A 21,512-nucleotide genomic window follows, 5' to 3' on the forward strand; every position below is an offset into this window, starting at 1 on the left:
GGAGCGGACCGGGACGTGGCACTGGCTGGCGATATGGGTGAGGTTGACCGGCCGGCTGGGCTCGAATCCGAGCAGCAACCTGTTCGGGGTCTCAAGCGGGTATTTGCCCAGGCCCGGATGCGCCGATAGGCGCTGGGTCAGGGCGGGACGCTGACAAGCGGACATCGGTGGATCCCTTTGGCGAGCAATCCCGCAGTCCACCACGGCCCGCCGCCCGCCGCCACTGTGTCGTGTACCGTGAGCAACGCGATCGGGCACTGCTCTAGCGCTGGTCCTGTTCCCGCAGATGGAGATAGGTCGGGTCGAACTCGGCTGCGGCGACTAGGCCATTCCAGTCGTGCACGACCAGGTGACGGCTGCGCAGCGAGATCAATCCTGCGGCCTTCAGATCCCGGATCGTGCGATTGACGTGAACCGGCGTGATCCCGAGGGCATCGGCCAGCTCCGGCTGCGTCATGGGCAGATCACAACTGAAGTCCGGTGCGAGACCGACTGTGCCGAGGCGCGTGATCAATTCGCAGAACAGATGGGCCATCCGGGCGTAGGCGTCCCTCCGGCCGGTGTTGAGCGTCCATTCCCGCACGATCGCCGCGTCGATGAGCGTTGCCCGCCAGAAGACCTCGCCGAGCCGCGGCTGGGCGCGCAGCAGGGCGCGCACCGCATCGTGCTGGACGAACCCGATGCGGCAGGGGGTGACCGTCGCGATGCTGATATCGAGGGTCTGGAGATGGAGGCTCTGAAAATCCGGCACGTCGCCGGCAACGTGGTAGCTCATGACCTGCCGTTTGCCGGCCCGGGTCGATTTATAGGTGCTCGCGATACCCGATAAGATGGCGAAGCTCCGGCCGGGGCGGTCCCCCTCGCGCACGATGTCCTGATAGGCATCGATCAGCGCAGGCTGCATCGGCATGGCTTCGATTGCGGCACGCTCCTCGGATGAGAGCTCGAACAGCGCGATGCCTTCGAGCTTGCGCAGCAACGGATGCCGATCCGCGTGTTGGCTTGTTCCGCTCATCTTACCTCATTCGGCCACAGGCAGATCCGGCATGGGAAGCCTGTACCGGGTGGACACGGGTTAGTCTGCTGCTTCGGCAACATCGACCGACTGGTGCGAGGCACGAGAATCGGTATCGATCCGTATAACTCGAAAGCGATCGAGCGAGCAGAGACAGAATCTCGGATTTCGGCACGATCACGCGTGTTCGGATCGTATCTGGGCAGCCGCGCTGGTGCATTCGCCAGGGTTGTGAGGCGCGCGGGTTGTTGACGGGGCTGGAAATCTCCGACCCGTCCGCGCACACAGGTGGCGCGGCGTAGTCGCCGCCCAGCTTGACGGAACGCTCGGATGAACACGACCGATCTCGCCCCGCACGCGCATCAGGTCCTGGCCGAGGCGACGCTGCCCGGACTGCCGAACCATTACCGCGGCAAGGTCCGGGAGAATTACGATCTGGCGGACGGCCGCCGCATCCTGATCACCACCGACCGGATCAGCGCCTTCGATCGGGCGCTCGCCGCGATCCCGTTCAAGGGGCAGGTTCTGACGCAGACTGCCCGCTTCTGGTTCGAACGGACGGGCGATCTCTGCCCGAACCACGTCCTGGCATATCCGGATCCGAACGTCGTCGTCGGGCAGCGCCTGGAGATTCTGCCGGTGGAGGTGGTGGTCCGCGGCTATCTCGCGGGTACGACTTCGACCTCCGTGCTGACCCGATACAGGGCGGGCGAGCGGGCGATGTACGGCCATCGCTTCCCCGACGGGATGCGTCCGAACGAGCGCCTGCCGGCACCCATCATCACGCCGACCACGAAGGCCTTCGACGGCGGCCACGACGAGCCGTTGACGGAGGCCGAGATACTGAGCCGCGGCCTGCTGACGGACCAGCAATGGCGCACCGTCTCGGAGGCTGCCCTGGCATTGTTCGGCCGCGGGCAGGCTCTGGCGGCTGAGCGCGGGTTGATCCTGGCGGACACCAAGTACGAGTTCGGCACGGATCCCGAGGGCCGGATCGTCCTTGCGGACGAGATCCACACGCCGGACAGCAGCCGCTACTGGTTTGCACAGAGCTACCCGGAGCGTTTTGCGACCGGCACGGCGCCCGAGAGCTTCGACAAGGACTTCGTGCGCAACTGGGTCGTGGCCCGCTGCGATCCCTATCGGGATCCGATTCCCGAGATCCCCGCCGACGTCATTCTCGAAACGGCCGCGGTCTACATCAAAGCCTATGAGACGATCACCGGTGCGCGGTTCGCGCTGCCGGATCCGGCCGAGGTGCCGCTCGACCGTGTGCGCCGGAACCTCGAATCCTATCTCGCGGCGAGTCCGGATCGCTGAAGGGCGGCGCGCTGCGCCGCCCCAGGCCGGTTCCTGCGATGGTTCAGGCCGCTGCTGCCAGCGGGGCCGGAGCAGGAGCATCCATCGCGCGCAGGTAGACGTCGAGCAGCGTCTCCTGTTCGTCGCGCTCGTCCTTGTCCTGCTTGCGGATCTTCAGGATCTCCTTGAGGATCTTGACGTCCAGGCCCTCGCCCTTGGCCTCGGCGAAGACCTCCTTCTTGGCCTCCATGAGGTCCTTGATCTCTTCCTCAAGCCGTTCGACGCGCTCGATGATCGAGCGGATCCGGTCGCCCGCGACGCCCACGGTATCGGTCATATCGGTCATGCAATCCCTCGTCGGATGACGGGGGCATCCTCGCCGGTGCAGGGTAAGCGACGGGTTAAGGACGGGCCGGGGTCCGTGTGCGGCCTGCGATCCAGCCGATGATCGCGTCCGCCACGGCGTCGCTGTTGGCTTCCAGCATCATCATGTGGCCGTTGCCATGGATGCCGTGGTCGGCGAGCACGAGCCGGTCCGGCTTGGCACCGGCCTGCGTGAGGAACGCTGCGGTGCAATCATCCATCGTGGCGCGGAACGACGCCTCGGCGGTGACGATCACCGCGGGCACCCGGGCGAGGTTGGGTAAGGTGTGAACAGGCTCGGCCTGGAGCCAGCAGCGGATCTTGTCGGGCGACGTGGCGGTCTCGGCCTGGACCACAGTGATGTCGGTCGGAGCGCTCACCGGCGGCTCGAAATGGAGCGGCACCCGCGTGATGCCGTAGGGCCGGGCCCGCGCATCACCGACGCGCTCGTACCAGTCGGTGCCGCCCTTGAAGCGAATGTCGTAGAAGGTCGGCCCATTGGGCTCCACGGCGATGTGCGCCTTGACGAGGTCCGGCCGCTGGTCCGAGACCGCCCAACCGAAGACGCCCGCCTGCGAATGCGTCAGGAGGATCGCTGGGCCGATCTTCTTCAAGAGGGCGATCAGCGCCGGGTCGACCAGCTCCTCGCTCTTCAGCGCGCTGGCGATGTAGGGCACCTGGGAGAGGTAGAACTGGTCGAAGGCGGCGTTGCCCCGCACGCCCGGGCCATCCGGCCACTGGCTGTGCAGTTTCGCCTGCGGATACAGCGAGAACCGCTCCTGCCCGGTAAAGACCGTTTCCAGATCCTCGGCCGGGAGGCGTGCATAGGGCCCATAGGTCTCCGGATCGCCGCCCGAACGGCCACGCCCGACCTGATCCACGACATACACCGCAAAGCCCTTCGCGGCGAAGCGGTCCGCCCAGCCTGGCCGGCCGTCCGGCGTGCCGAGGAAGTTGGTCCCGGTCTGCGCGGTGCCGTGCACCATGACGACCGGGTAGGGCTGCGTGATCCGCTCCGGGGCGCGATAATCCACGAACATCTGCCCGAGGGCCGTGGTCTTGTCGCCTACACGCGCATAGCGGCCGCCGACGAAGAAGTAGCCGCTGGGCTGCTGCGGCTTGAACGGTGCGGTACCCGATCCCTGTTCGGCGGCGCACGGCGCCGATCCGACCGCAAGGCAGAGCAGGGTCAGTACCCCTGCGACCGTCTCTCTCAGCATGGCGTCCTCCCGCCGGGCATCTGGCGCGCCCGGCGGGCGGTATATCAGCGTGACAGCGTGGCCGGGTCCAGCGGCCACGCCAAGTTCCATCAGGCGTGCGCGAAGCGCGGCTTCTTGCCCAGCGCCTCCTCGACGGTGCCGGCACCGTCGAGATAGCCGTGGACCTTCGGGTTCGGCATGATCAGCGAGGCCACGAAGGCAATCGCCATCAGCACCGTGACGTACCAGAAGAACGTGCTCTCCGTGCCGGCATCCTTGAACCACAAGGCGACGAATTCGGCGGTGCCGCCGAACATGGCGTTGGCCAGCGCGTACGACAGGCCGACGCCCAGCGCGCGTACGTTGGTGGGGAACAACTCGGCTTTCACGATGCCGCTGATGCCGGTGTAGAACGACACGACGGACAGCCCCAGGGTGATCAGCGCGAAGGCCAGGTAGGGATCCTTGTTGGTCCCCAAGGCCGTCATCAGCGGCACCACCATCAGCGTCCCGAGGCCGCTGTAGAGCAGCATGTTGGCCTTGCGGCCGATCTTGTCGGACAGCGCGCCGAACAGCGGCTGAATCACCATGTAGACGAACAGAACGCAGGTCATGATCTGCGAGGCCGACGTCTTGGGTAGGCCGGCGGTGTTGACCAGATATTTCTGCATGTACGTGGTGAACGTGTAGAAGCTCAGGCTGCCGCCGGCCGTGTAGGCCAGGACGACGCAGAACGCCCGCCAATGCTTGAACAACTCAGCGAAGGTACCGGCATTCTCCTTGTCGCCCGCTTCCTTGGTCTCGGCCAGGGAGCGCCGGAGATACAGAGCCACGATCGCGAGCCCGGCGCCAATGAAGAACGGGATGCGCCAGCCCCAGGCGGTCAGCTCGGGCGCGGTCATCACGGTCTGAAGCAGCACCAGGACCAGTGAGGCCAGCAGCTGGCCGCCGATCAGCGTCACGTACTGGAAGGAGGCGAAGAAGCCGCGTTTCCCCTTGATCGCCACCTCGCTCATGTAGGTCGCCGATGTGCCGTACTCGCCGCCCACCGACAGGCCCTGCAGCATGCGGGCGAGGAGCAGCAACACCGGCGCCAGGGTACCGACATGCTCGTAGGTCGGCAGGATGCCGATCAACAGCGAGCCGAAGCACATCATCAGGACGGAGACGACCATCGAGGTTCGCCGCCCGACCCGGTCGGCGATGCGCCCGAACAGCCAGCCTCCGACCGGTCGCATGAAGAAGCCCACCGCGAAGATGCCGGCCGTTTGCAGGAGCTGCGTGGTGGAATCACCCTTCGGAAAGAAGGCCGGCGCGAAATAGAGCGCGAAGAACGCGTAGCAGTAGAAATCGTACCATTCGACCAGATTGCCCGAGGACGAGCCGACGATCGCCCAGATGCGCCGCTTCCGGTCCGCAGCGTCGTGCGTGCCCGGTGCGATGCCGATCGTGTCGTTTCGCAATGCGGACATGGCATCTCCCTCGAACTCTTATAGGGGCGGCGATTGCCAGCCTCTTCTTCATGCGACGCGACGTTACAGGTGATGACCGTGATCGCAAGTCCGTGATGAGTCTTTCCTCGGGACGCGCCCGGCGCCTGTCACGCGCGTCGCCGCCGCGGTCGAACCCCGGAACGGTTTGCCATGGGGGGCCGTTGCGGCCCGGCGCGGGCGCCGAGGGCGCTCCCAAGGCGAGAGAGGCGTGGCCATGAAGCGGATTCTCAGAGACACCGTGGCGGTTGCCATCGTGATTGCGGGGGCGACGACCGCCTTCGCGCAGGGCGGACCCGGTGGGCCGGGCGGCGCAGGGCCCGGTGCAGGCGGCGGTGCGCCAGGAGCTGGAGCAGGTGGCGGCGCGGGTCCGGGCGGTGGTCCCGGCGGTGCAGGCGGCGGCATGCGGGGCGGGGCCGAGGGCGGGGCCATGCGCGGGCCCGGCAGCGAGGGTGGCCCGCGTGGTGCCGAGCCGGGTGGACCCGGGGGCCGCGGTGCCGAAGGGCCCGGCCGCGCCGGCGGTGCCAACGAGCGCGGTGGACCGGCTGAGCGGGGCACGCCGGGCGCGAATCCCGGTCCCGGCGAGCGCGGTCCCGGTGAGCGCGGTTCGCGGGAGCCCGGCCCGGGTGGCGAGCGGGGCAACCGTGATGCGGCTGGGCCCAACCAGGGTGGTCGCGGCCCAGCCGGCGAACGCGGCCCCGGGGGTGAGCGGGGCGGCCGTGCAGGCGCCCGTGATGGCGGTTCGGTCCGCGGCGCCGTGGGCCGTCTCGACACGCGGCAGCGCACCGAGTTCCGGTCATCGATCACCCGCCTGGGCGTCTCGCCGCTCCGGGATGTCGCCTTCGGTCTGGCCGTCGGCACGGCGATCCCGCGTTCGGTGTCCCTGCACCGGCTGCCGCCGGCCATCGTCGAGCTGGTTCCGGAATACGAGGGCTACGACTTCGTTCTGGTGCGCGACGACATCGTGATCATCGATCCCGACACCTACGAGATCGTGGATGTGATCCCGGGCTGATCCGCTCTGCCATCGCGCAGCACGCCCGGCAGGGCGATTTTCTCGCGCGTTTGGCCAACTTTTGCGAAGAAAGCGAAAGAAAAATATCGTACAGACCCGATTGCGTGGATCCTGAGACACCCGGATCCTCGCATGAAAGGCGCCGCTGACAATAAAAATCTCTATTCTATTGAATGATACGTCTGAATATACAATAAAACTAAACGCCACGGACCGTGAATTTCAGATACGAGATAGGGCTGTTCACGCGTCGTCTCCGTTTGGAGCGTGGTATGTCGATCGAGAATTCTGGTTTGCGCGCATCCGCAGGGGCCACGCGCCTGCGTCTCGGGATAGCGGGCCGCGCGACGCTCCTGACCCTGGCGATCGCGTTCACCGCCTTCCTCGCGTGCTCCGTTTACATTCACACGTCGCAGAGCGCGCTGCTGCGGACGGACATCAACACCAGCATGTCGAACCTGAGCGGTACCGCCGCGCGGGGCATCGGCAATTGGCTGCGCGGAAAGCTCGATCTCATTCAGTTGATGGCGCAGGAGATCAGCGGCACCGGGGTCGGGCCGGAGGCGGACCGCGTGCTCGACGCGCCGATCGTCCGCCAGGGTTTCTACGTCAGCTATCTCGGGCGGACCGATGGATTCTACACGCGGATGCCCAAGGCGCCGATCCCGCCGGGCTACGATGCGCCGGCGCGGCCGTGGTTCAAGGAGGTCGCGGCGGCGAAGAGCGCGATCCTGACCGAACCCTACAAATCCGCCAGTCGGGGCAACATGGTTCTGACGGCGGCCGCGCCGCTCGAAGATGCTGAGCACACGCTTGTCGGCGCGGCCGCCGGCGATTTCGATGTCGAGGCCCTGGCTCGGATGATCGCCGACGTGGTGCCGGGCGGCAATGGCTACGCCTACCTGGTGTCCGGTGCCGGCAAGATTCTGATCCATCCCAAAGGGGATCTCGTCGGCAAACCCCTCTCGGACCTGATCGGCGGTTCGAAGCCGGACATCGCCGCCGGCCGAGAGATCGAGACCACCGAGGCCGGGCGTGCGACTCTGACGGTGTTCGCCCGCGTGCCGGACCTGCCGCCCAACCTCGACTGGTACGTCGCGCTCTCCTTCGATCGCGCGGCGGCGGTCGCGCCGATCGATCACCTCACGCGGACCATGGCGGTCGCGACCGTCATCATGCTCCTGGCGCTCGCGGTCGCGGTCAGCCAGACCATGGCGCACACGGTGGCGCGTCCCCTGAACCAGCTCGTCGGCGTGCTCCAGCGGATGAGTCAGGGCGAGCTCGAGACCGAGATTACGGAGGCCCGCCGACGGGACGAGATCGGCATGATCGGCCGGGCCGTCGAGGGCATCAAGGCCCTCGTGGCCGACAAGGCGCGCGAGCAGGCCGAGGTGCGCCGCCTCGCCGACGCGGCCGTCGCCGCCGAGCGCCGGCGCACGATGACCGAACTGGCCGATGGGTTCGAGCGGGTCGTCGGCACCATCGTGGGTTCGGTCTCGTCCGCCGCCACCGATCTGCACACCACCGCGGAGACGCTGACGGTCGCCGCCACGCAGGCGGCGGCGCAGTCCAGCGGCGTCGCTGCCGCCGCCGAGGAGGCGTCCGCCAACGTCCGCACCGTCGCGGCGGCGGCCGAGCAACTCGGGGCGAGCGTGCAGGAGGTGGCCGGGCAAGTCGCCGGCTCGTCGCGCCTCGCCCGAACGGCGGTCGATGAGGCCGACGAGACCGGGCGTCGGGTGCAGGACCTGTCCGAGGCCGTGTCCAAGATCGGCGACGCGGTCGGATTGATTTCCTCCATCGCGGGACAGACGAATCTCCTGGCGCTGAATGCGACGATCGAGGCGGCGCGCGCGGGTGAGGCGGGGCGCGGCTTCGCGGTCGTGGCCGCCGAGGTGAAGGAACTGGCCGCCCAGACCGCCCGTGCGACCGAGGAGATCACCGGCCACATCGCGCGTGTCCGGGGTTCGACCGGCGAGGCCGCCCGGGCGCTCGACGGGATCGTGGCGCGCATCCGGGACATCAACGATGTGGCCACAGCGGTCGCCGCTGCGGTGGGGCAGCAGGACTCGGCCACGCAGGAGATCGCGCGCAACGTCAGTCAGGCCTCGACCGGGACCGACGAGGTCACGACGAACATCGCCGGCGTGGCCGGAGCTGCCGCCCAGACCGGTCAGGCCGCGCATAAGGTTCTGGATTCCGCGACGGAGCTGTCCCGACAATCCGACCATCTCGGTGTCGAGGTCGCCCGCTTCCTTGAATCGGTCAGAGCCGCCTGACGATGCGATTCCGAGGCGATCAGCGATGCGCCTCGGCCGCCATGCGGATCGCGAGTGCCGCCAGCACCGTGCCCATCAGCCAGCGCTGCACCGTGCTCCAGAGGGGGCGCTGGATGAAGAACACAGCGATCGTCCCAGCCGAGACGACGAAGATGGCGTTCATCCCGACACTGACGGCGAGCTGCGTGCCACAGAAGACCAACGCCTGTGCGAGCACGCTCCCGTTCGCCGGATCGATGAATTGCGGCAGGAGCGACAGGTACAGGACCGCGATCTTCGGATTGAGCAGGTTGGTCAGCAGCCCCATCACGAAGAGCTTGCGCGGGCTGTCCTTCGGCAGAGCATGGACCTTAAACGGCGATCGCCCGTTGGGCCGGACCGCCTGCCACGCGAGGTACAGAAGATAGAATGCGCCGGCGAGGCGGACGGCATCGTACGCGTAGGGAATCGCGATCAGCAGGGCCGTGAGTCCCAAGGCCGCACACACCATGTAGACGATGTGGCCCGCCAGGATGCCGCCGAGCGAGATCAGGCCGGCCGTCCGCCCCTGCGCGATCGAGCGGGAGATCAGATAAGCCATGTTCGGTCCCGGCGTGAGGGCCATGCCCAGCGAGACCAATGCGAAGGCAAGGTAGCTGCCAAGATCCGGCACTTCGATCCATCCCAATGGCGGCCGCCAAGACGAACACCCGCGTCCTGCCCGGACGATTCGTCGTACACGGAAGCCGATAGCCTTCGACGGAAAGCTAAATGGATCCGCTCCGGAGTGTCAAAGCATTCAGCGGCGCTGTCCTGCCGGCGTTGCAAGCTTATACCGGCCGCCGAGCCGGCTAAAACACGCTGTGAGCTTGACCGACTCTCCCGCGAAGGCCGCACGCGGCTGGTTGCGGCCGGGAGTGCAGTGGATGGTCATCTCTCTGGCATGGTCCATAAAAGCGAATGGCGAGTGGAGATTCACGCTCTGCCTCGCCATTCCTCTCTGGACACGGCAACACCGGAAACGGTGAATGCCAGGGATTGGCGGCTAGCCCCCGCCGATCCCACTTCCGAAGATAACGCGCCGCTCCGGCCACAGCAACGGCGGCGTCACCGCCCCCCGTCCAGCAGTTTCGAGACGACGCGGGCGGTGTAGTCGACCATCGGCACGATGCGGGCGTAGTTCAGGCGCGTCGGGCCGATCACCCCGACAACGCCCACGATTTTCTGGGCTCCGTCGCGGAACGGCGCGGCGATCAGCGACGAGCCGGAGAGCGAGAACAGCTTGTTCTCCGAGCCGATGAAGATCCGTACGCCGTCGCCTCCTTCGGCCCGGGCGAGCAGGTCGATGACGTCCTTCTGGCTCTCCAGATCGTTGAACAGCAGGCGGATGCGCTCAAGATCCTCGACGGCCTTCAGATCGTCGAGCAGGTTGGCCTGACCGCGCACGATCAGCTGGCGCGCTTCGGACGGGCCGACCGGCGTCGCGAGGCCGGCATCCACAAGGCGCTCGGTCAGCGCATCGAGTTCCCGCTTCATCGCCTGGCGGCTGGCCTCGATCTCGGCCCGCAGGGAGCCCAGGGTCCGGCCCCGAAGCCGGGCGTTCAGGAAGTTCGTCGCCTCCTGCAGTGCGCCGGTGGGCAGGCCTGGCGGCAGGTCGACCAGGCGGTTTTCGACCGAGCCGTCGTCCGAGACCAGCACGACGAGCGCCCGGGCCGGGTCCAGGCGCACGAACTCGATATGCTTCAGATTTACGTTCGCCTTGGTAGTCAGGACCACGCCGGCGCCGCGCGAGACACCCGACAGCATGGTCGAGGCCGCGGCCAACGCCGAGTCGAAGGTGTGGCCCGACGCCGCGGCCCGCATCTGCGCCTCGATCCGGGCCTGCTCGTCCTGACTGACGTCGCCGAGTTCCAGCATGGCGTCGACGAAAAAGCGCAGGCCGAGCTCGGTCGGGAGCCGGCCCGCCGATGTATGCGGGGCGAAGATCAGGCCGGAATGCTCCAGATCCGCCATGACGTTGCGGATCGAGGCTGGCGACAGGGCCATCGGGAGGATCCGCGCGAGATTGCGTGATCCGACCGGTTCGCCGGTGGTGAGGTAGCTCTCGACGATCTGTCGGAAGATCTCCCGGGCGCGCTCGTTAAGCGCGGCAAGCGCCTGCATCGATGGGCCGTCGAGAAATCGTGGGTTCGAGTCTGTCACGCTCTGATCCTGTGGTCCGATCATGTCCGACCGTCCGGTCTGGATCAATCCGTACACGACGGCTTCGCTGCGCCGCTTGCCCGCGCCGAGATGGCGGCCTAAGAGCCCGGCCCTCGACTTTCCTTACAGAAGGGGTCCGCAATGCGGCCTTCCAAGCGTGCCGCCGACGAATTGCGGCCCGTGAGCCTGGAGCGCGCGGTTTCGCGCTACGCCGAGGGTTCGTGCCTCGTCAGCTTCGGCAATACCAGGGTGCTCTGCACGGCCTCGCTGGAGGAGCGCGGCCCCCCGTGGCTGCGCGGTTCGGGCAAGGGCTGGGTGACGGCCGAGTACGCCATGCTGCCGCGTGCGACCCACGAACGCACCCGCCGCGAAGTCGGTTCCGGCAAGCCCTCCGGGCGGACGCAGGAGATCCAGCGGCTGATCGGGCGTTCCCTGCGGGCGGTCACCAACCTGCCGGCGCTCGGCGAGCGGCAGGTGACCGTCGATTGCGACGTGATCCAGGCCGATGGCGGCACGCGCACGGCCGCCATCACGGGCGCCTGGGTGGCGCTGCACGATTGCTTCAGTTGGATGCGCACGCGCTCGATCATCTCGGTCGATCCGCTGCGCGACCACGTCGCGGCCGTCTCCTGTGGCCTCTACAAGGGCACGCCGGTGCTAGACCTCGACTACGCCGAGGATTCGGCCGCCGAGACCGACGCCAACTTCGTGCTCACCGGCCGGGGCGGCATCGTGGAGGTTCAGGGCACGGCCGAGATGGAGCCGTTCTCGCAGGATCAGCTGCTCGAATTGCTGCGCCTCGCGCGCGTCGGCACCGATCGGCTGGTCGCGCTTCAGAAGGAGGCGATCGCGTGAGCCGGCGCCTGACGGGCAAGGTGGTCATCGCCACCCACAATGCCGGCAAGCTCACCGAGATGCGTGACTTGCTCAAACCTTTTGGAATCGAAGCGGTGTCGGCTGGCGAACTCGGCCTGCCGGAGCCGGAGGAGACCGGCACGATGTTCGCCGAGAACGCAGCGATCAAGGCCAGGGCCGCCGCGGACGCTACGGGCTTGCCCGCCTTCGCCGACGATTCCGGCTTGTGCGTCGATGCCCTCGACGGGGCGCCGGGCATTTTCTCCGCGCGCTGGGCCGGCCCGACCAAGGACTTCGCCGGCGCCATGGCGCGGATCGCCTCGGAGATGGACAGGCGCGGCGCGCAGGATCGCCGGGCGCATTTCGTCTCGGCGCTGGTACTGGCATGGCCGGACGGCCATACCGAACTGTTCGAGGGCCGGGTGTTCGGCGACCTCGTGGAGCCCCGCGGCTCGGCCGGGTTCGGCTACGACCCGATCTTCCGGCCGGACGGCCACGACCGGACCTTCGGCGAGATGACCGCCGAAGAGAAGCACGGGGTCGATTGGCAGCGCGGGCAGGGGCTCTCGCACCGCGCCCGGGCCTTCGTGGATCTCAGCCGGGCTTGCCTCGCGCCGAGCGCGTGATTGCCAAACCGGGCCGCGCCGCTCACATCCCCACCATCATGCAAGCGACCGGCCCGGACCACCCGACCCGCGATGCGGGATTCGGCATTTACCTGCACTGGCCCTTCTGCGCCGCGAAGTGCCCCTATTGCGACTTCAACAGCCACGTCCGCCATGCCGGGGTGGATGAGCCGCGCTTCCTCGACGCATTCCGGGCCGAAATCGACCACGCCGCCGAGCGGACGCCCGGCCGGACCGTCACCAGCATCTTCCTGGGCGGCGGCACCCCGTCGCTGATGCAGCCCGCCACGGTCGCCGGCCTGCTCGACGCCGTCGCCTCGCGCTGGCCCGTGGCGCCGGACGTCGAGATCACGTTGGAGGCCAATCCGTCGAGCGTCGAGGCGGCCCGTTTCCATGGCTATCGCGCCGCCGGGGTCAACCGCGTCTCGCTCGGCGTGCAGGCGCTGAACGATGCAGCGTTGCGCACCCTCGGGCGGCTCCACGATGTGGCGCAGGCGCTCGACGCGATCCGCGTCGCGCAGGCCACCTTCGCGCGCACCTCGTTCGACCTGATCTATGCCCGACCGGGCCAGACGCCGACGATGTGGCGGGACGAGCTGGCCGAGGCCCTGGAACGGGCCGGCGAGCATCTCTCCCTCTATCAGCTGACCATCGAGCCGGGCACGCCTTTCTACGGCCTCGCCAGCACGGGCAAGCTGGTGGTGCCGGACGACGATACGGGGCGCGCCCTCTACGACGTAACGCAGGATCTTTGCGCGGGCGCCGGTCTCCCGGCCTACGAGATCTCGAACCACGCCCGGCCCGGTGCGGAATCCTGCCACAACCTGCTCTACTGGCGTTACGGCGAATATGCCGGGATCGGCCCCGGGGCGCATGGACGCATCGTGACCGAGGCGGGCCGGATCGGCACCGTGACCGAGCGTGCACCTGAGGCGTGGCTCGCCCGGGTCGAGCGCGACGGCCAGGGAATCGTCGAGACCGAAACCCTCGCTCCCGCCGATCAGGCCGACGAGTTCCTGGTGATGGGTCTGCGCCTGCGCGAGGGAATCGATCCGGAGCGCTACGCCGCCCTCAAGGGCCGCCCCCTGAACGGCAACCGGATCGGCATGCTGATCGGTGACGGCCTGCTGGAGCGGCGCTCTGGAGGTCGCATCGCCGCAACCGCACGTGGCGCGCCGGTCCTCAACGCGATTGTCGCCGAACTCGCCGGCTGATCAGAGTCCGGTCTTGGCCAGCACCCGCGGGGCGGGGCTCACCGGCGCCGCAGCGTTGTTGCGGATCTCGTAGACCGCTAGCGCCCGCTCGCTCTGCCCGTCCGGACGGAAACGGAACGTTCCGTCCACCCCGGCGAAACCCGCACCATTGGTCAATGTCGGCTCGGCGAAGCGCTGCGAGCCGTACTGGCGCGCCAGCGCCGCCGCGAGCGTCACGGCGTCGTAGGCAAGGGACGTCACGCGCGGCGGCGCGGCGCCGAACCGCGCCTGATAGCGCCCGCCGAATGCCGAGAACCCGCCGCGATCCGGCGCGGCGAAGTGGCCGCCCTGGAGGGCCGGAAGGGCGAAGAGCGCCGGCTCGTTCCACAAGGCCGTTCCGACCGGCCGGACGCGCGCAGGCGCGAAGCCGGCCTTGCTCAACGCCGCCGCGACGGCCGGCATCGCCTCGGCCGTTTCCGGAATGAACAACGCGTCGGCCGTTGCGCCGGGGCCTATGATGACACGGGTCAGACGCGCCACTGCAGGGCCCGGATTGCCCGCCGGATAGCGCTCCACGGCCGCGACCCGCGCGCCGCGGCGCGCCACGGTCTCGCGGAAGGCCGCTTCGACTGCATTGCCGTAAGCCGTCTCGGGGATCAGCGCCGCAAAGGAGCGCTTGCCGCCGGCCACGGATTCCTCGACCACCCGGTCGACCTCCGGCTGGGGCAGGAAACTCAGGAGATAGACGTTCGGCGCTGCCACGGTTGCGTCGGTGGAGAAGCCGATGACCGGCTTGCCGGCCGCCTTCGCCACGGCGGCGGCGGACTGGACGCTGCCGGCGAAGAGCGGCCCGAGCACGATCTCGGCGCCCTGCCGGAGGGCGTCCTGGGTCGCCTCCCGCGCGCCCTCGGGCGTACCGCGGTCGTCTTCGACCAAGAGTGTCAGGTCCGGCTGCTGTGCCTCTTCGAAAGCGAGCTGCGCGGCGTTGCGCATGGCGTTTCCGACAGTCGATCCCTGTCCAGTGAGGGGCAGGATCAGGCCGACCTTCACCGAGCCGGTGCCGATCCGCGGCCCGGTCGATGCCATCGGGGTGACCGGCCCCGGGCTACTGGTCGCCGGTGCCACCTGCGACGCGTCCGACTGTGGGATCTCGACAGGTGGCGTAAGGGCGGCCTGGGGCGCCGATCTGCGACGGGCGATATCGCCGCCAAGACAGCCGCCGAGGGGCAGGAGCGTCGCGCAGAGGACGGCGCTGAGGGCTATGACGCGCACGCGATGAACCGGCGCGCCGATCAGGCGCGCCATGGCGCAATCTCCTTCGGGCAGGCCGAGGCAGCGTGATCGCCGGATCCGGAAATGTAAACGCAGCGCGCATGACTGCCCCCCGCCAAGACGGCCGACGCGCGACGAGAGCCGGCCAGTGTGGCAAGATCGCCAACGATGACCCGCAGATTCGATGCTCCCACGACAGCCCCGCCCCGGAAACCGGGACAAGATCGGCCACGGGCCACCACCTTCACAGCGTTCGGGCTGGCGAGCGAGACCGAACCGCTGTCGCCCGGCCTGCACATCGTGGCGACGCCGATCGGCAACCTGCGCGACATTACCATCCGCGCGCTCGCCACCCTCGCTGCGGCCGATGCCGTGCTGGCGGAGGATACGCGGGTCACGCGGACGTTGCTCGCCCATTACGGTATCACGACACCGCTGCTCGCCTATCACGAGCATTCCAACGACGCGGTGCGCGAGCGGATGGTCAGCCGGCTGCGGGCCGGTGAAGCGCTGGCCCTCGTCTCCGATGCGGGCACACCGCTGGTCTCCGACCCGGGCTACAAGCTGGTCCAGGCCGTCATCGAGGCCGGCATTCCGATCACACCGGTTCCCGGTCCCTCTGCGGTGATGACCGCCCTGGTGGCGGCGGGCCTGCCAACGGACCGATTCTTCTTCGAAGGATTCCTGCCCCAGAAGGCTGGTGCACGCCGCAACCGCCTGGAGGCCTTGATCCAGATCCCGGGCACGCTGGTTCTGTTCGAATCGCCCCATCGGCTGCCGGAGATGCTGGCCGACGCAGCCGCCGTTCTGGGGCCGAACCGCCCGGCCGCGGTGACCCGGGAGTTGACGAAGCTCTACGAGACGATCCGCCGCGACACGTTGGGCGGCCTCAGCGAGCGCTTCGCCGAGGACGGACCGCCGAAGGGCGAGATCGTCGTCATCATCGGCGCCGCCACGGCCGTGGAGCGGAATGCGGAGGGTGACGAAGCTCTCGATGCCCTACTCCGTACGGCGCTGGAGCGGCATTCGATCAAGGATGCCGCCAGTCTCGTTGCCGACGAGACCGGGCAACCGCGGCGGCTCGTCTACACCCGGGCCCTCGCCCTGGCGCGGAGCGAGGGGTGACCGGGGTACGGCCCGAACGGGATGTCCGGCGCCGGGCCGCCTACCTGAGGGGCCATCGCGCCGAATGGCTAGCGCTGGCGGCTCTGATGATCAAGGGCTACTGGCCGATCGGCCGGCGTGTGAGCTTCGCGGGCGGCGAGATCGACCTCATCGTCCAGCGCGGCAAAACCATCGTGTTCGTGGAAGTGAAGGCGCGGCCCCGGCGGGACGACGCCCGCGATGCGATCGATGCGGCCAAGCGGCGCCGCTTCTCCCGGGCCGTCCGCGCCTGGATCGGACACAATACGTGGTCCGCGGGCATGACCTTCCGGGCGGACGCCATGTTCGTCGGCGCCAGGGGCTGGCCGGCCCATGTCGCCGACGCGTTCACGATCGAGGGCCTGTGATGCGGCCGCTCTGGCGGCCGCTCTCGTCTTAGGCGCGCGCAGCCCGGATGGCGCCGATCAGCGTGCGCTTCAATTCGGCCTGGCTGAACGGCTTCTGCACGACCGGCCGGTCGCGGAACGGTTCGCGGATGCCGGCGCCGCCGTAGCCGGTCGAGAACACCAGGGGCAGATCCCGCTTGGCGATGGCTTCCGCGACCGGGTAGATCGGTTCACCCGCCACGTTCACGTCAAGGATCGCGACCTCGAACGTTTCCTGAGCGGCCATCTCGAGCGCCGAGGACAACCGGGCAGCCGGTCCGACAACGGCGCAGCCGAAATCGAGCAGCATGTCCTCCAGCAGCATCGAGATCGCGGCCTCGTCCTCGACGACGAGTACGCGGACGCCGTTGAGAACATCATCGTTGGAGTCAGCAGTCACGCCGGGCCGTCTTCCCTTCGAGCGCCCCCGAACCGGGGACCATGCCGTCCGTCAAGATACACCCGGGAACCGTGTGTTCGGCGTCCGAAGAGCGCAACGCTGCTACGAAGACCGGTTCACGAGGTGGTCCTTGGCGTCGCCCGTAACGCGCAACGTGTCAAGCGTTCGCGCGCTGTTCCCCGGCCTTCCGCGCGCAGAATGTTAACCGCCGATACATTTTCGTTGCCGGCTGCGGGCGGCGGCCGTTCCGGCGTCTCAATCGTCCTTGAAGCTGACCTTCGCACCGCGCGCCACATGTGCTGCCAGATCGCGGGCATTCCAGTTGGTCAGTCGGATGCAGCCGTGTGATTCGGTCTTTCCGACCTTCTCGGGTTCCGGCGTGCCGTGAATGCCGTAGCTCGGGATCGCCAGATCGATCCAGACGAGGCCGACCGGATTGTTCGGACCCGACTGGATAGTGAACTTGTGCTGCGCTTTGACACCCTTGAACGCGTATTTCGGATTGTAGGTGTAGTCGGGGTCGAACGCGACGCCCTTCACCTTCGTGTCGCCGCTCGGCGCCGGCTTCTCGGAACTGCCGATGGAGGCCGGGTAGTAGGCGAGCAGTTTGTCGTCGGCTCCGTAGGCGCGCACATCGCGGCTCGTCTTGTCGACCTCGATCCGTTCGACCTTCGGTTCCTGCGGCAGTTCCTTCGCCTTCGGCTTGTCAGTCCCCATCGGATCGACGGCCGCGACCGTGATGGCGGTGCCAGCCTTGTCGAGCGGCTTGTCGGGGTTGAGGGCCGTCACGAGGGCGCGGCTCATGTGGAAGCGCTCGGCGAGCATCTCCCGCGGATTCGTGTAGCTCATCGCCTTTAGATCGGCCTGCTGCTCCATCTTGGGCGGGATCTTGTCGAGGTAGGGTCCCGAGGCATCGGCTTCCGTGATCGCATAATCCGTCACTACTGGCTTATCGCTCGTGGCCTGCAGCTTTCCCCACACCTCCGGCGTCAGTGCCTGCGTCGCCGGAAGGCCTTGGGCAACGGCGAAGGCCGAAAGGGCGCGCCGGTAATTGTCGCCCGTGAGGCCATCGATGGCGCCGGGAAAGAAGTGGGCCCGATCAAGCAGGACTTGCGCCTTGACGATCAGCGGGTCGGGTTTCTCGTCGTCCTTCTTGGTCTGGCGCTTGGCGGGCGCCTTCTCGTCGGCTTGCGGCGGCAGGGCTGCGGTATTGATGGCGTCGGCGGTCAGGGCGGGTGCTGGAGCCGCTTGATCGGCGGTCTTCGGCTTTGGGCGAGCCTCCGCGACCTGCGCGGCAAGGCTTGTCGCCAGGAGCGCCGCAAGGACCGGCCGCCAGGATTTCGGGCTCATCGCGATCGCCGTCTCCAGAAGCGTGGACGCTTCGCACGCAGAAATGCTGCGCCTGACGGAACGTTCCACACCCTATTCGCAGAGGCGGTGACCGGCGGTCCGCTCGCGCTCGTCGAGGTGGAAGTGGTTGGCATGGGCTGCGTTCGAGCCTGGCCCCAGAACCGTTCGGAAGAAGCCGCAGGCCTTCTCGCGGACAGCGCTCAGGAACCGCGCCTCGTCGGAGCCGTCCGGCATCGCCTTGACGGGGATGCTGGCGCGGCCCGCGAAGGTGAAGGCCATGATGTCGGCGGCGTTGGCGAAGGCGTGCTCGCTCAGCTTGGCATCGACATCGTGGTTCTGGCCGCGGCAGACATACGAGCCGCCGAGTTCCAGGCCGGTCAGCCCGTGCTTCAGCGACCGTTCGGCCTCGACCTGGACCTCCGTCACCCAGCGTGCCAGCGCTTCGGCCGTCCGGCATGTGAGCGTCGCCCCCTGCGGCAGTGCCACACCATCAGCGAGCCGCACGACCTTCAGTGGCAGCGGCGCCGTACACTGTCCCTCGATGATCGGTGGCAGCGGCTCGAATTCGACGCCGAGCCGCTTGAGACGGGTGCGACACGCTGTGTCGTCCGGGGGCGTGACCTTGAGCGCCAGGGCTGCCTCGCCGGAAAGTTCCGGTGGTCGCCCGGGCGGGGTCGGCGGCGGAACGGGGATTTCGGGCTTGCCGGTCTCTGAAGGCTTCGCCTGCGCTGGTGCATCGGCGGTCTCCTTCGATGGCGATGCCGGCGGCGTCAGCTCGGCCGGACGGGCCGGCGGCGTTGGCGGCGGCGCCTCCGGGGCGGGCGGCGTCTTCAGGATCTCGGGCCGCTCAGGCGGCAGGGGCGGAGGCACCGGGACGGTAGCCGCCGGTGATTCCGCGGCCGGGCTTGCGACGGCCGACACGGCCAGGACGAGGGCGCCGAATGCCAGGGTCGTGGGCAGTCGGCGGATCGGCGGATGTCGTCCCGGCATGGAGCCTCGAAGCGTGGGCGTTGGTTCTCACCAAACGAGCGAGCGGCCATTCGGATCAACCACGCGGTTGACGGATCGCCCGAACAGGATTCTGTCTGGCGGATCGTAAGCGCGACCTACGACGTCGAACCGCCCCGACGATGGCCCGCGCCACCTGGATCGACACTGAGGATTGAATGCCGGACGCCGTTGAAGCCGGGCTCTCGAGCCTGCCGCAGGACAATCCCTTCCGCGAGGCACGCTGGACCACGCCCTACGGAATCCCGCCCTTCGAGCGGATCCGGCCGGAGCACTATCGCCCGGCCTTCGAGGCGGCGCTTGCCGCCCATGCCGACGAGATCGCGGCGATCGCTGGAGAGACGGCCCCGGCGACGTTCGCCAACACCGTGGAAGCCATGGAGCGTGCAGGGCAGGCCCTCGATCGGGTTGCGGGTGTCTTCTACAACCTAACCGGCAGCCACACGAACCCTGAGCTGCAGGCGATCGAGCGCGAGATCGGGCCGAAGCTCGCCCGCCACGGCAGCGCGATCTACCTGAACCCGCAGCTCTGGGCGCGGATCTCGGCCGTCGATCCCGACGCCGAGGGGCTGGGTTCCGAGGCGCGGCGCGTCCTCGACCGTTACCGCATCCGCTTCCGCCGCTCCGGCGCGACCCTCGCGCCCGACGCCAAGGCCCGTATCGCCGAGATCGCGGCCCGGATGTCGGAGCTCGGCACGAAGTTCAGCCAGAACCTGCTGGCCGACGAGAGCAGCTTCACGCTTCCGCTGCAGATTGAGGACGATCTCGCCGGGCTGCCGCCGCCCCTGCGCGCCGCGGCCCGGAGCGCCGCCGAGGAACGCGGGCTGGACGGCCACGTCATCACCCTGTCCCGTTCGCTGATCGATCCGTTCCTCGTGTTCTCGACCCGGCGCGACTTGCGCGAGCGGGCTCATGCAGCCTGGACGCGGCGCGGGGAGAACGGCGGTGAGACCGACAACCGCGCGATCGCCGCGGAGATCATCCAGGTGCGCGCCGAGCGGGCGCGGCTCCTGGGCTTCGACAGCTTCGCGCATTTCGCCCTCGACGACACGATGGCGGCGAGCCCCGACGCGGCCACGGGCCTCCTGCGCGACGTCTGGACCCCGGCCCGGGCGCGGGCGAGCGACGAGCGCGACCGGCTTCAGGCGGCGATTCAGGACGAGGGTCATAACTTCACCCTGCAGGCGCATGATTGGCGCCACTACGCCGAGAAAGTACGGCGCGCCGAGCACGATCTCGATGAAAGCGAGATCAAGGCCTACCTGCCCCTGGAGCGGATGATCCAGGCGGCCTTCGACACGGCCTCCCGACTGTTCGGCCTGACCTTCGAAGAGCTGTCGGATGTGCCGCGCTATCACCCGGATGTCCGAGTCTGGCGGGTCGGCAACCCGGACGGGTCCGAGGTCGGGCTGTTTCTGGGCGATTACTTCGCGCGGGCGACCAAGCGCTCCGGCGCCTGGATGAGCGCCTTCCGCTCGCAGGAGCGGCTGAACGGGCCGATCACGCCGATCATCGTCAACGTGATGAACTTCGCCAAGGCGCCGGAGGGCGAGAGCACGCTCCTGTCCTTTGACGATGCCCGCACCCTGTTCCACGAATTCGGCCATGCCCTGCACGGCCTTCTGTCGGACGTCACCTACCCGTTGCTCTCCGGCACCGCCGTGGCCCGCGACTTCGTGGAACTGCCTTCGCAGCTCTACGAGCATTGGCTGGAGCAGCCGGAAGTGCTGCGGACCCATGCGCGCCACCACCAGACCGGGGCGCCGATGCCGGATGCGCTGCTCCAGAAGCTCCTGGCCGCCCGCACCTTCAACCAGGGTTTCGCCACCGTGGAGTACACCGCCTCGGCGATCGTCGACATGACGCTCCACCTCTCGGCCGAGGGCGAGTCCGGGCTGGACGTGCCCGCCTTCGAGACCGAGGCGTTGAGGCGGATCAGCATGCCGTCCGAGATCGGCATGCGGCATCGGACGCCGCACTTCGCCCACATCTTCTCGGGCGACGGCTATGCGGCCGGCTACTACAGCTATCTCTGGTCGGAGGTGCTGGATGCCGACGCGTTCGATGCCTTCCGTGAGGCCGGCGACATCTTCGATCCGGAGACCGCCAAGCGCCTGCGCACCTTCGTGTACGGCGCCGGCAACCTGCGCGACCCGCGCGAGGCCTACACGGCGTTCCGCGGCCGGATGCCGAGCATCGAGCCTCTGCTGAAGAAGCGCGGGCTCGCGGCGTGATCGAGAGCGCTGTCCGCCGGAGTGGTTCCCGGTTCGGCGCGACAGCGCGCAGCAAAACCAAGACCTCAGAGCCGCTCTCGATCGCACTGCTCACGGTCCACGACAGTGACGCCACCATCGCGGACTGAGGCGAGGGTCCCCTTTCCCGTGCGGAAGAGGTCGTGTTTCGCAGAAAGCCGGGTGAGGGATGAGACCTGTCCGGAAGAG

The 21,512-nt window shown here is 68.2% G+C and carries 19 protein-coding genes; 9 read left to right on the plus strand and 10 right to left on the minus strand.

All coding sequences use genetic code 11. The features are described 5' to 3' along the window. Window positions 1-262: 262 nt before the first annotated feature. Entirely contained in the window at window positions 263-1,015 is a 753-nt protein-coding gene (locus MKK63_RS17465; RefSeq protein ID WP_244003972.1) for a Crp/Fnr family transcriptional regulator, read from the minus strand. 330 nt (window positions 1,016-1,345) lie between these two features. Between MKK63_RS17465 and MKK63_RS17470 the strand changes: the two genes are divergently transcribed. Next, the gene (locus MKK63_RS17470; RefSeq protein ID WP_244003974.1) at window positions 1,346-2,335 is read left to right on the plus strand and encodes a phosphoribosylaminoimidazolesuccinocarboxamide synthase; all 990 of its coding nucleotides are present in this window, start codon (window positions 1,346-1,348) and stop codon (window positions 2,333-2,335) included. Window positions 2,336-2,378: 43 nt separating this feature from the next. Here the strand turns inward: MKK63_RS17470 and MKK63_RS17475 are convergent, their stop codons facing one another. The 3 genes from MKK63_RS17475 to MKK63_RS17485 form a co-directional block, all read right to left on the minus strand. Further along, on the minus strand, window positions 2,379-2,660 hold the full coding sequence (locus MKK63_RS17475; RefSeq protein WP_244003976.1) for a DUF2312 domain-containing protein: 282 nt from the start codon (window positions 2,658-2,660) through the stop codon (window positions 2,379-2,381). 55 nt (window positions 2,661-2,715) lie between these two features. Continuing rightward, window positions 2,716-3,897 carry an alpha/beta hydrolase gene (locus tag MKK63_RS17480; RefSeq protein ID WP_244003978.1) on the minus strand — a complete coding sequence of 394 codons (1,182 nt, stop codon included), beginning with the start codon at window positions 3,895-3,897 and terminating at the stop codon, window positions 2,716-2,718. An 89-nt stretch (window positions 3,898-3,986) separates the two neighbouring features. Further along, window positions 3,987-5,348: an MFS family transporter gene (locus MKK63_RS17485; protein WP_244003980.1), complete on the minus strand. Its 1,362-nt coding sequence runs from the start codon at window positions 5,346-5,348 to the stop codon at window positions 3,987-3,989. Between the two features lie 235 nt (window positions 5,349-5,583). Between MKK63_RS17485 and MKK63_RS17490 the strand changes: the two genes are divergently transcribed. After that, window positions 5,584-6,381, plus strand: a complete 798-nt coding sequence (locus tag MKK63_RS17490; protein ID WP_244003982.1) for a DUF1236 domain-containing protein — start codon at window positions 5,584-5,586, stop codon at window positions 6,379-6,381. Between the two features lie 272 nt (window positions 6,382-6,653). Next, the gene (locus tag MKK63_RS17495; RefSeq protein WP_244003984.1) at window positions 6,654-8,657 is read left to right on the plus strand and encodes a methyl-accepting chemotaxis protein; all 2,004 of its coding nucleotides are present in this window, start codon (window positions 6,654-6,656) and stop codon (window positions 8,655-8,657) included. A gap of 19 nt (window positions 8,658-8,676) precedes the next feature. Here the strand turns inward: MKK63_RS17495 and MKK63_RS17500 are convergent, their stop codons facing one another. Then, on the minus strand, window positions 8,677-9,309 hold the full coding sequence (locus MKK63_RS17500) for a LysE family translocator (RefSeq protein WP_244003986.1): 633 nt from the start codon (window positions 9,307-9,309) through the stop codon (window positions 8,677-8,679). A 434-nt stretch (window positions 9,310-9,743) separates the two neighbouring features. Beyond that, window positions 9,744-10,799 (minus strand): heat-inducible transcriptional repressor HrcA, encoded by a 1,056-nt coding sequence (gene hrcA / locus MKK63_RS17505; RefSeq protein ID WP_244004005.1) that lies wholly within the window; start codon window positions 10,797-10,799, stop codon window positions 9,744-9,746. Between the two features lie 180 nt (window positions 10,800-10,979). Between hrcA and rph the strand changes: the two genes are divergently transcribed. Genes rph through hemW form a run of 3 tightly spaced genes read left to right on the plus strand, consistent with a single transcriptional unit; the run spans window position 10,980 to window position 13,533 of the window. Further along, window positions 10,980-11,693 (plus strand): ribonuclease PH, encoded by a 714-nt coding sequence (gene rph / locus MKK63_RS17510; protein WP_244003988.1) that lies wholly within the window; start codon window positions 10,980-10,982, stop codon window positions 11,691-11,693. Continuing rightward, window positions 11,690-12,319, plus strand: coding sequence for an RdgB/HAM1 family non-canonical purine NTP pyrophosphatase (rdgB, locus tag MKK63_RS17515; protein ID WP_244003990.1), 630 nt, complete (start codon window positions 11,690-11,692; stop codon window positions 12,317-12,319). Before rph ends, rdgB begins: the two co-directional genes overlap by 4 nt. 38 nt (window positions 12,320-12,357) lie before the next feature. Then, entirely contained in the window at window positions 12,358-13,533 is a 1,176-nt protein-coding gene (gene hemW / locus MKK63_RS17520) for a radical SAM family heme chaperone HemW (protein ID WP_244004007.1), read from the plus strand. Here hemW and MKK63_RS17525 read toward each other — a convergent pair whose 3' ends face one another. Continuing rightward, window positions 13,534-14,817 (minus strand): penicillin-binding protein activator, encoded by a 1,284-nt coding sequence (locus MKK63_RS17525; protein ID WP_244003992.1) that lies wholly within the window; start codon window positions 14,815-14,817, stop codon window positions 13,534-13,536. Between the two features lie 135 nt (window positions 14,818-14,952). Between MKK63_RS17525 and rsmI the strand changes: the two genes are divergently transcribed. Together rsmI and MKK63_RS17535 are read left to right on the plus strand one after the other, a co-directional pair. After that, entirely contained in the window at window positions 14,953-15,909 is a 957-nt protein-coding gene (rsmI, locus tag MKK63_RS17530) for a 16S rRNA (cytidine(1402)-2'-O)-methyltransferase (RefSeq protein WP_244003994.1), read from the plus strand. After that, window positions 15,906-16,295: a YraN family protein gene (locus MKK63_RS17535; protein ID WP_244003996.1), complete on the plus strand. Its 390-nt coding sequence runs from the start codon at window positions 15,906-15,908 to the stop codon at window positions 16,293-16,295. Before rsmI ends, MKK63_RS17535 begins: the two co-directional genes overlap by 4 nt. Before the next feature lie 28 nt (window positions 16,296-16,323). Here the strand turns inward: MKK63_RS17535 and MKK63_RS17540 are convergent, their stop codons facing one another. The 3 genes from MKK63_RS17540 to MKK63_RS17550 all read right to left on the minus strand — a co-directional run bounded on the left by MKK63_RS17540 (window position 16,324) and on the right by MKK63_RS17550 (window position 19,053). Then, the gene (locus MKK63_RS17540; protein ID WP_243920087.1) at window positions 16,324-16,713 is read right to left on the minus strand and encodes a response regulator; all 390 of its coding nucleotides are present in this window, start codon (window positions 16,711-16,713) and stop codon (window positions 16,324-16,326) included. A gap of 255 nt (window positions 16,714-16,968) precedes the next feature. Further along, on the minus strand, window positions 16,969-18,063 hold the full coding sequence (locus tag MKK63_RS17545) for a L,D-transpeptidase (RefSeq protein ID WP_244003998.1): 1,095 nt from the start codon (window positions 18,061-18,063) through the stop codon (window positions 16,969-16,971). A gap of 72 nt (window positions 18,064-18,135) precedes the next feature. Continuing rightward, a complete protein-coding gene (locus tag MKK63_RS17550) occupies window positions 18,136-19,053 on the minus strand; it encodes an extensin family protein (protein WP_244004000.1) in 918 nt (305 codons plus the stop codon). Window positions 19,054-19,229: 176 nt separating this feature from the next. On the opposite strand from MKK63_RS17550, the gene MKK63_RS17555 reads away from it, so the two are divergent. Continuing rightward, the gene (locus MKK63_RS17555) at window positions 19,230-21,305 is read left to right on the plus strand and encodes a M3 family metallopeptidase (protein ID WP_244004003.1); all 2,076 of its coding nucleotides are present in this window, start codon (window positions 19,230-19,232) and stop codon (window positions 21,303-21,305) included. Window positions 21,306-21,512: the final 207 nt, after the last annotated feature.

This window comes from Methylobacterium sp. J-088, assembly GCF_022829295.1.
Taxonomy (GTDB): Bacteria; Pseudomonadota; Alphaproteobacteria; order Rhizobiales; family Beijerinckiaceae; genus Methylobacterium.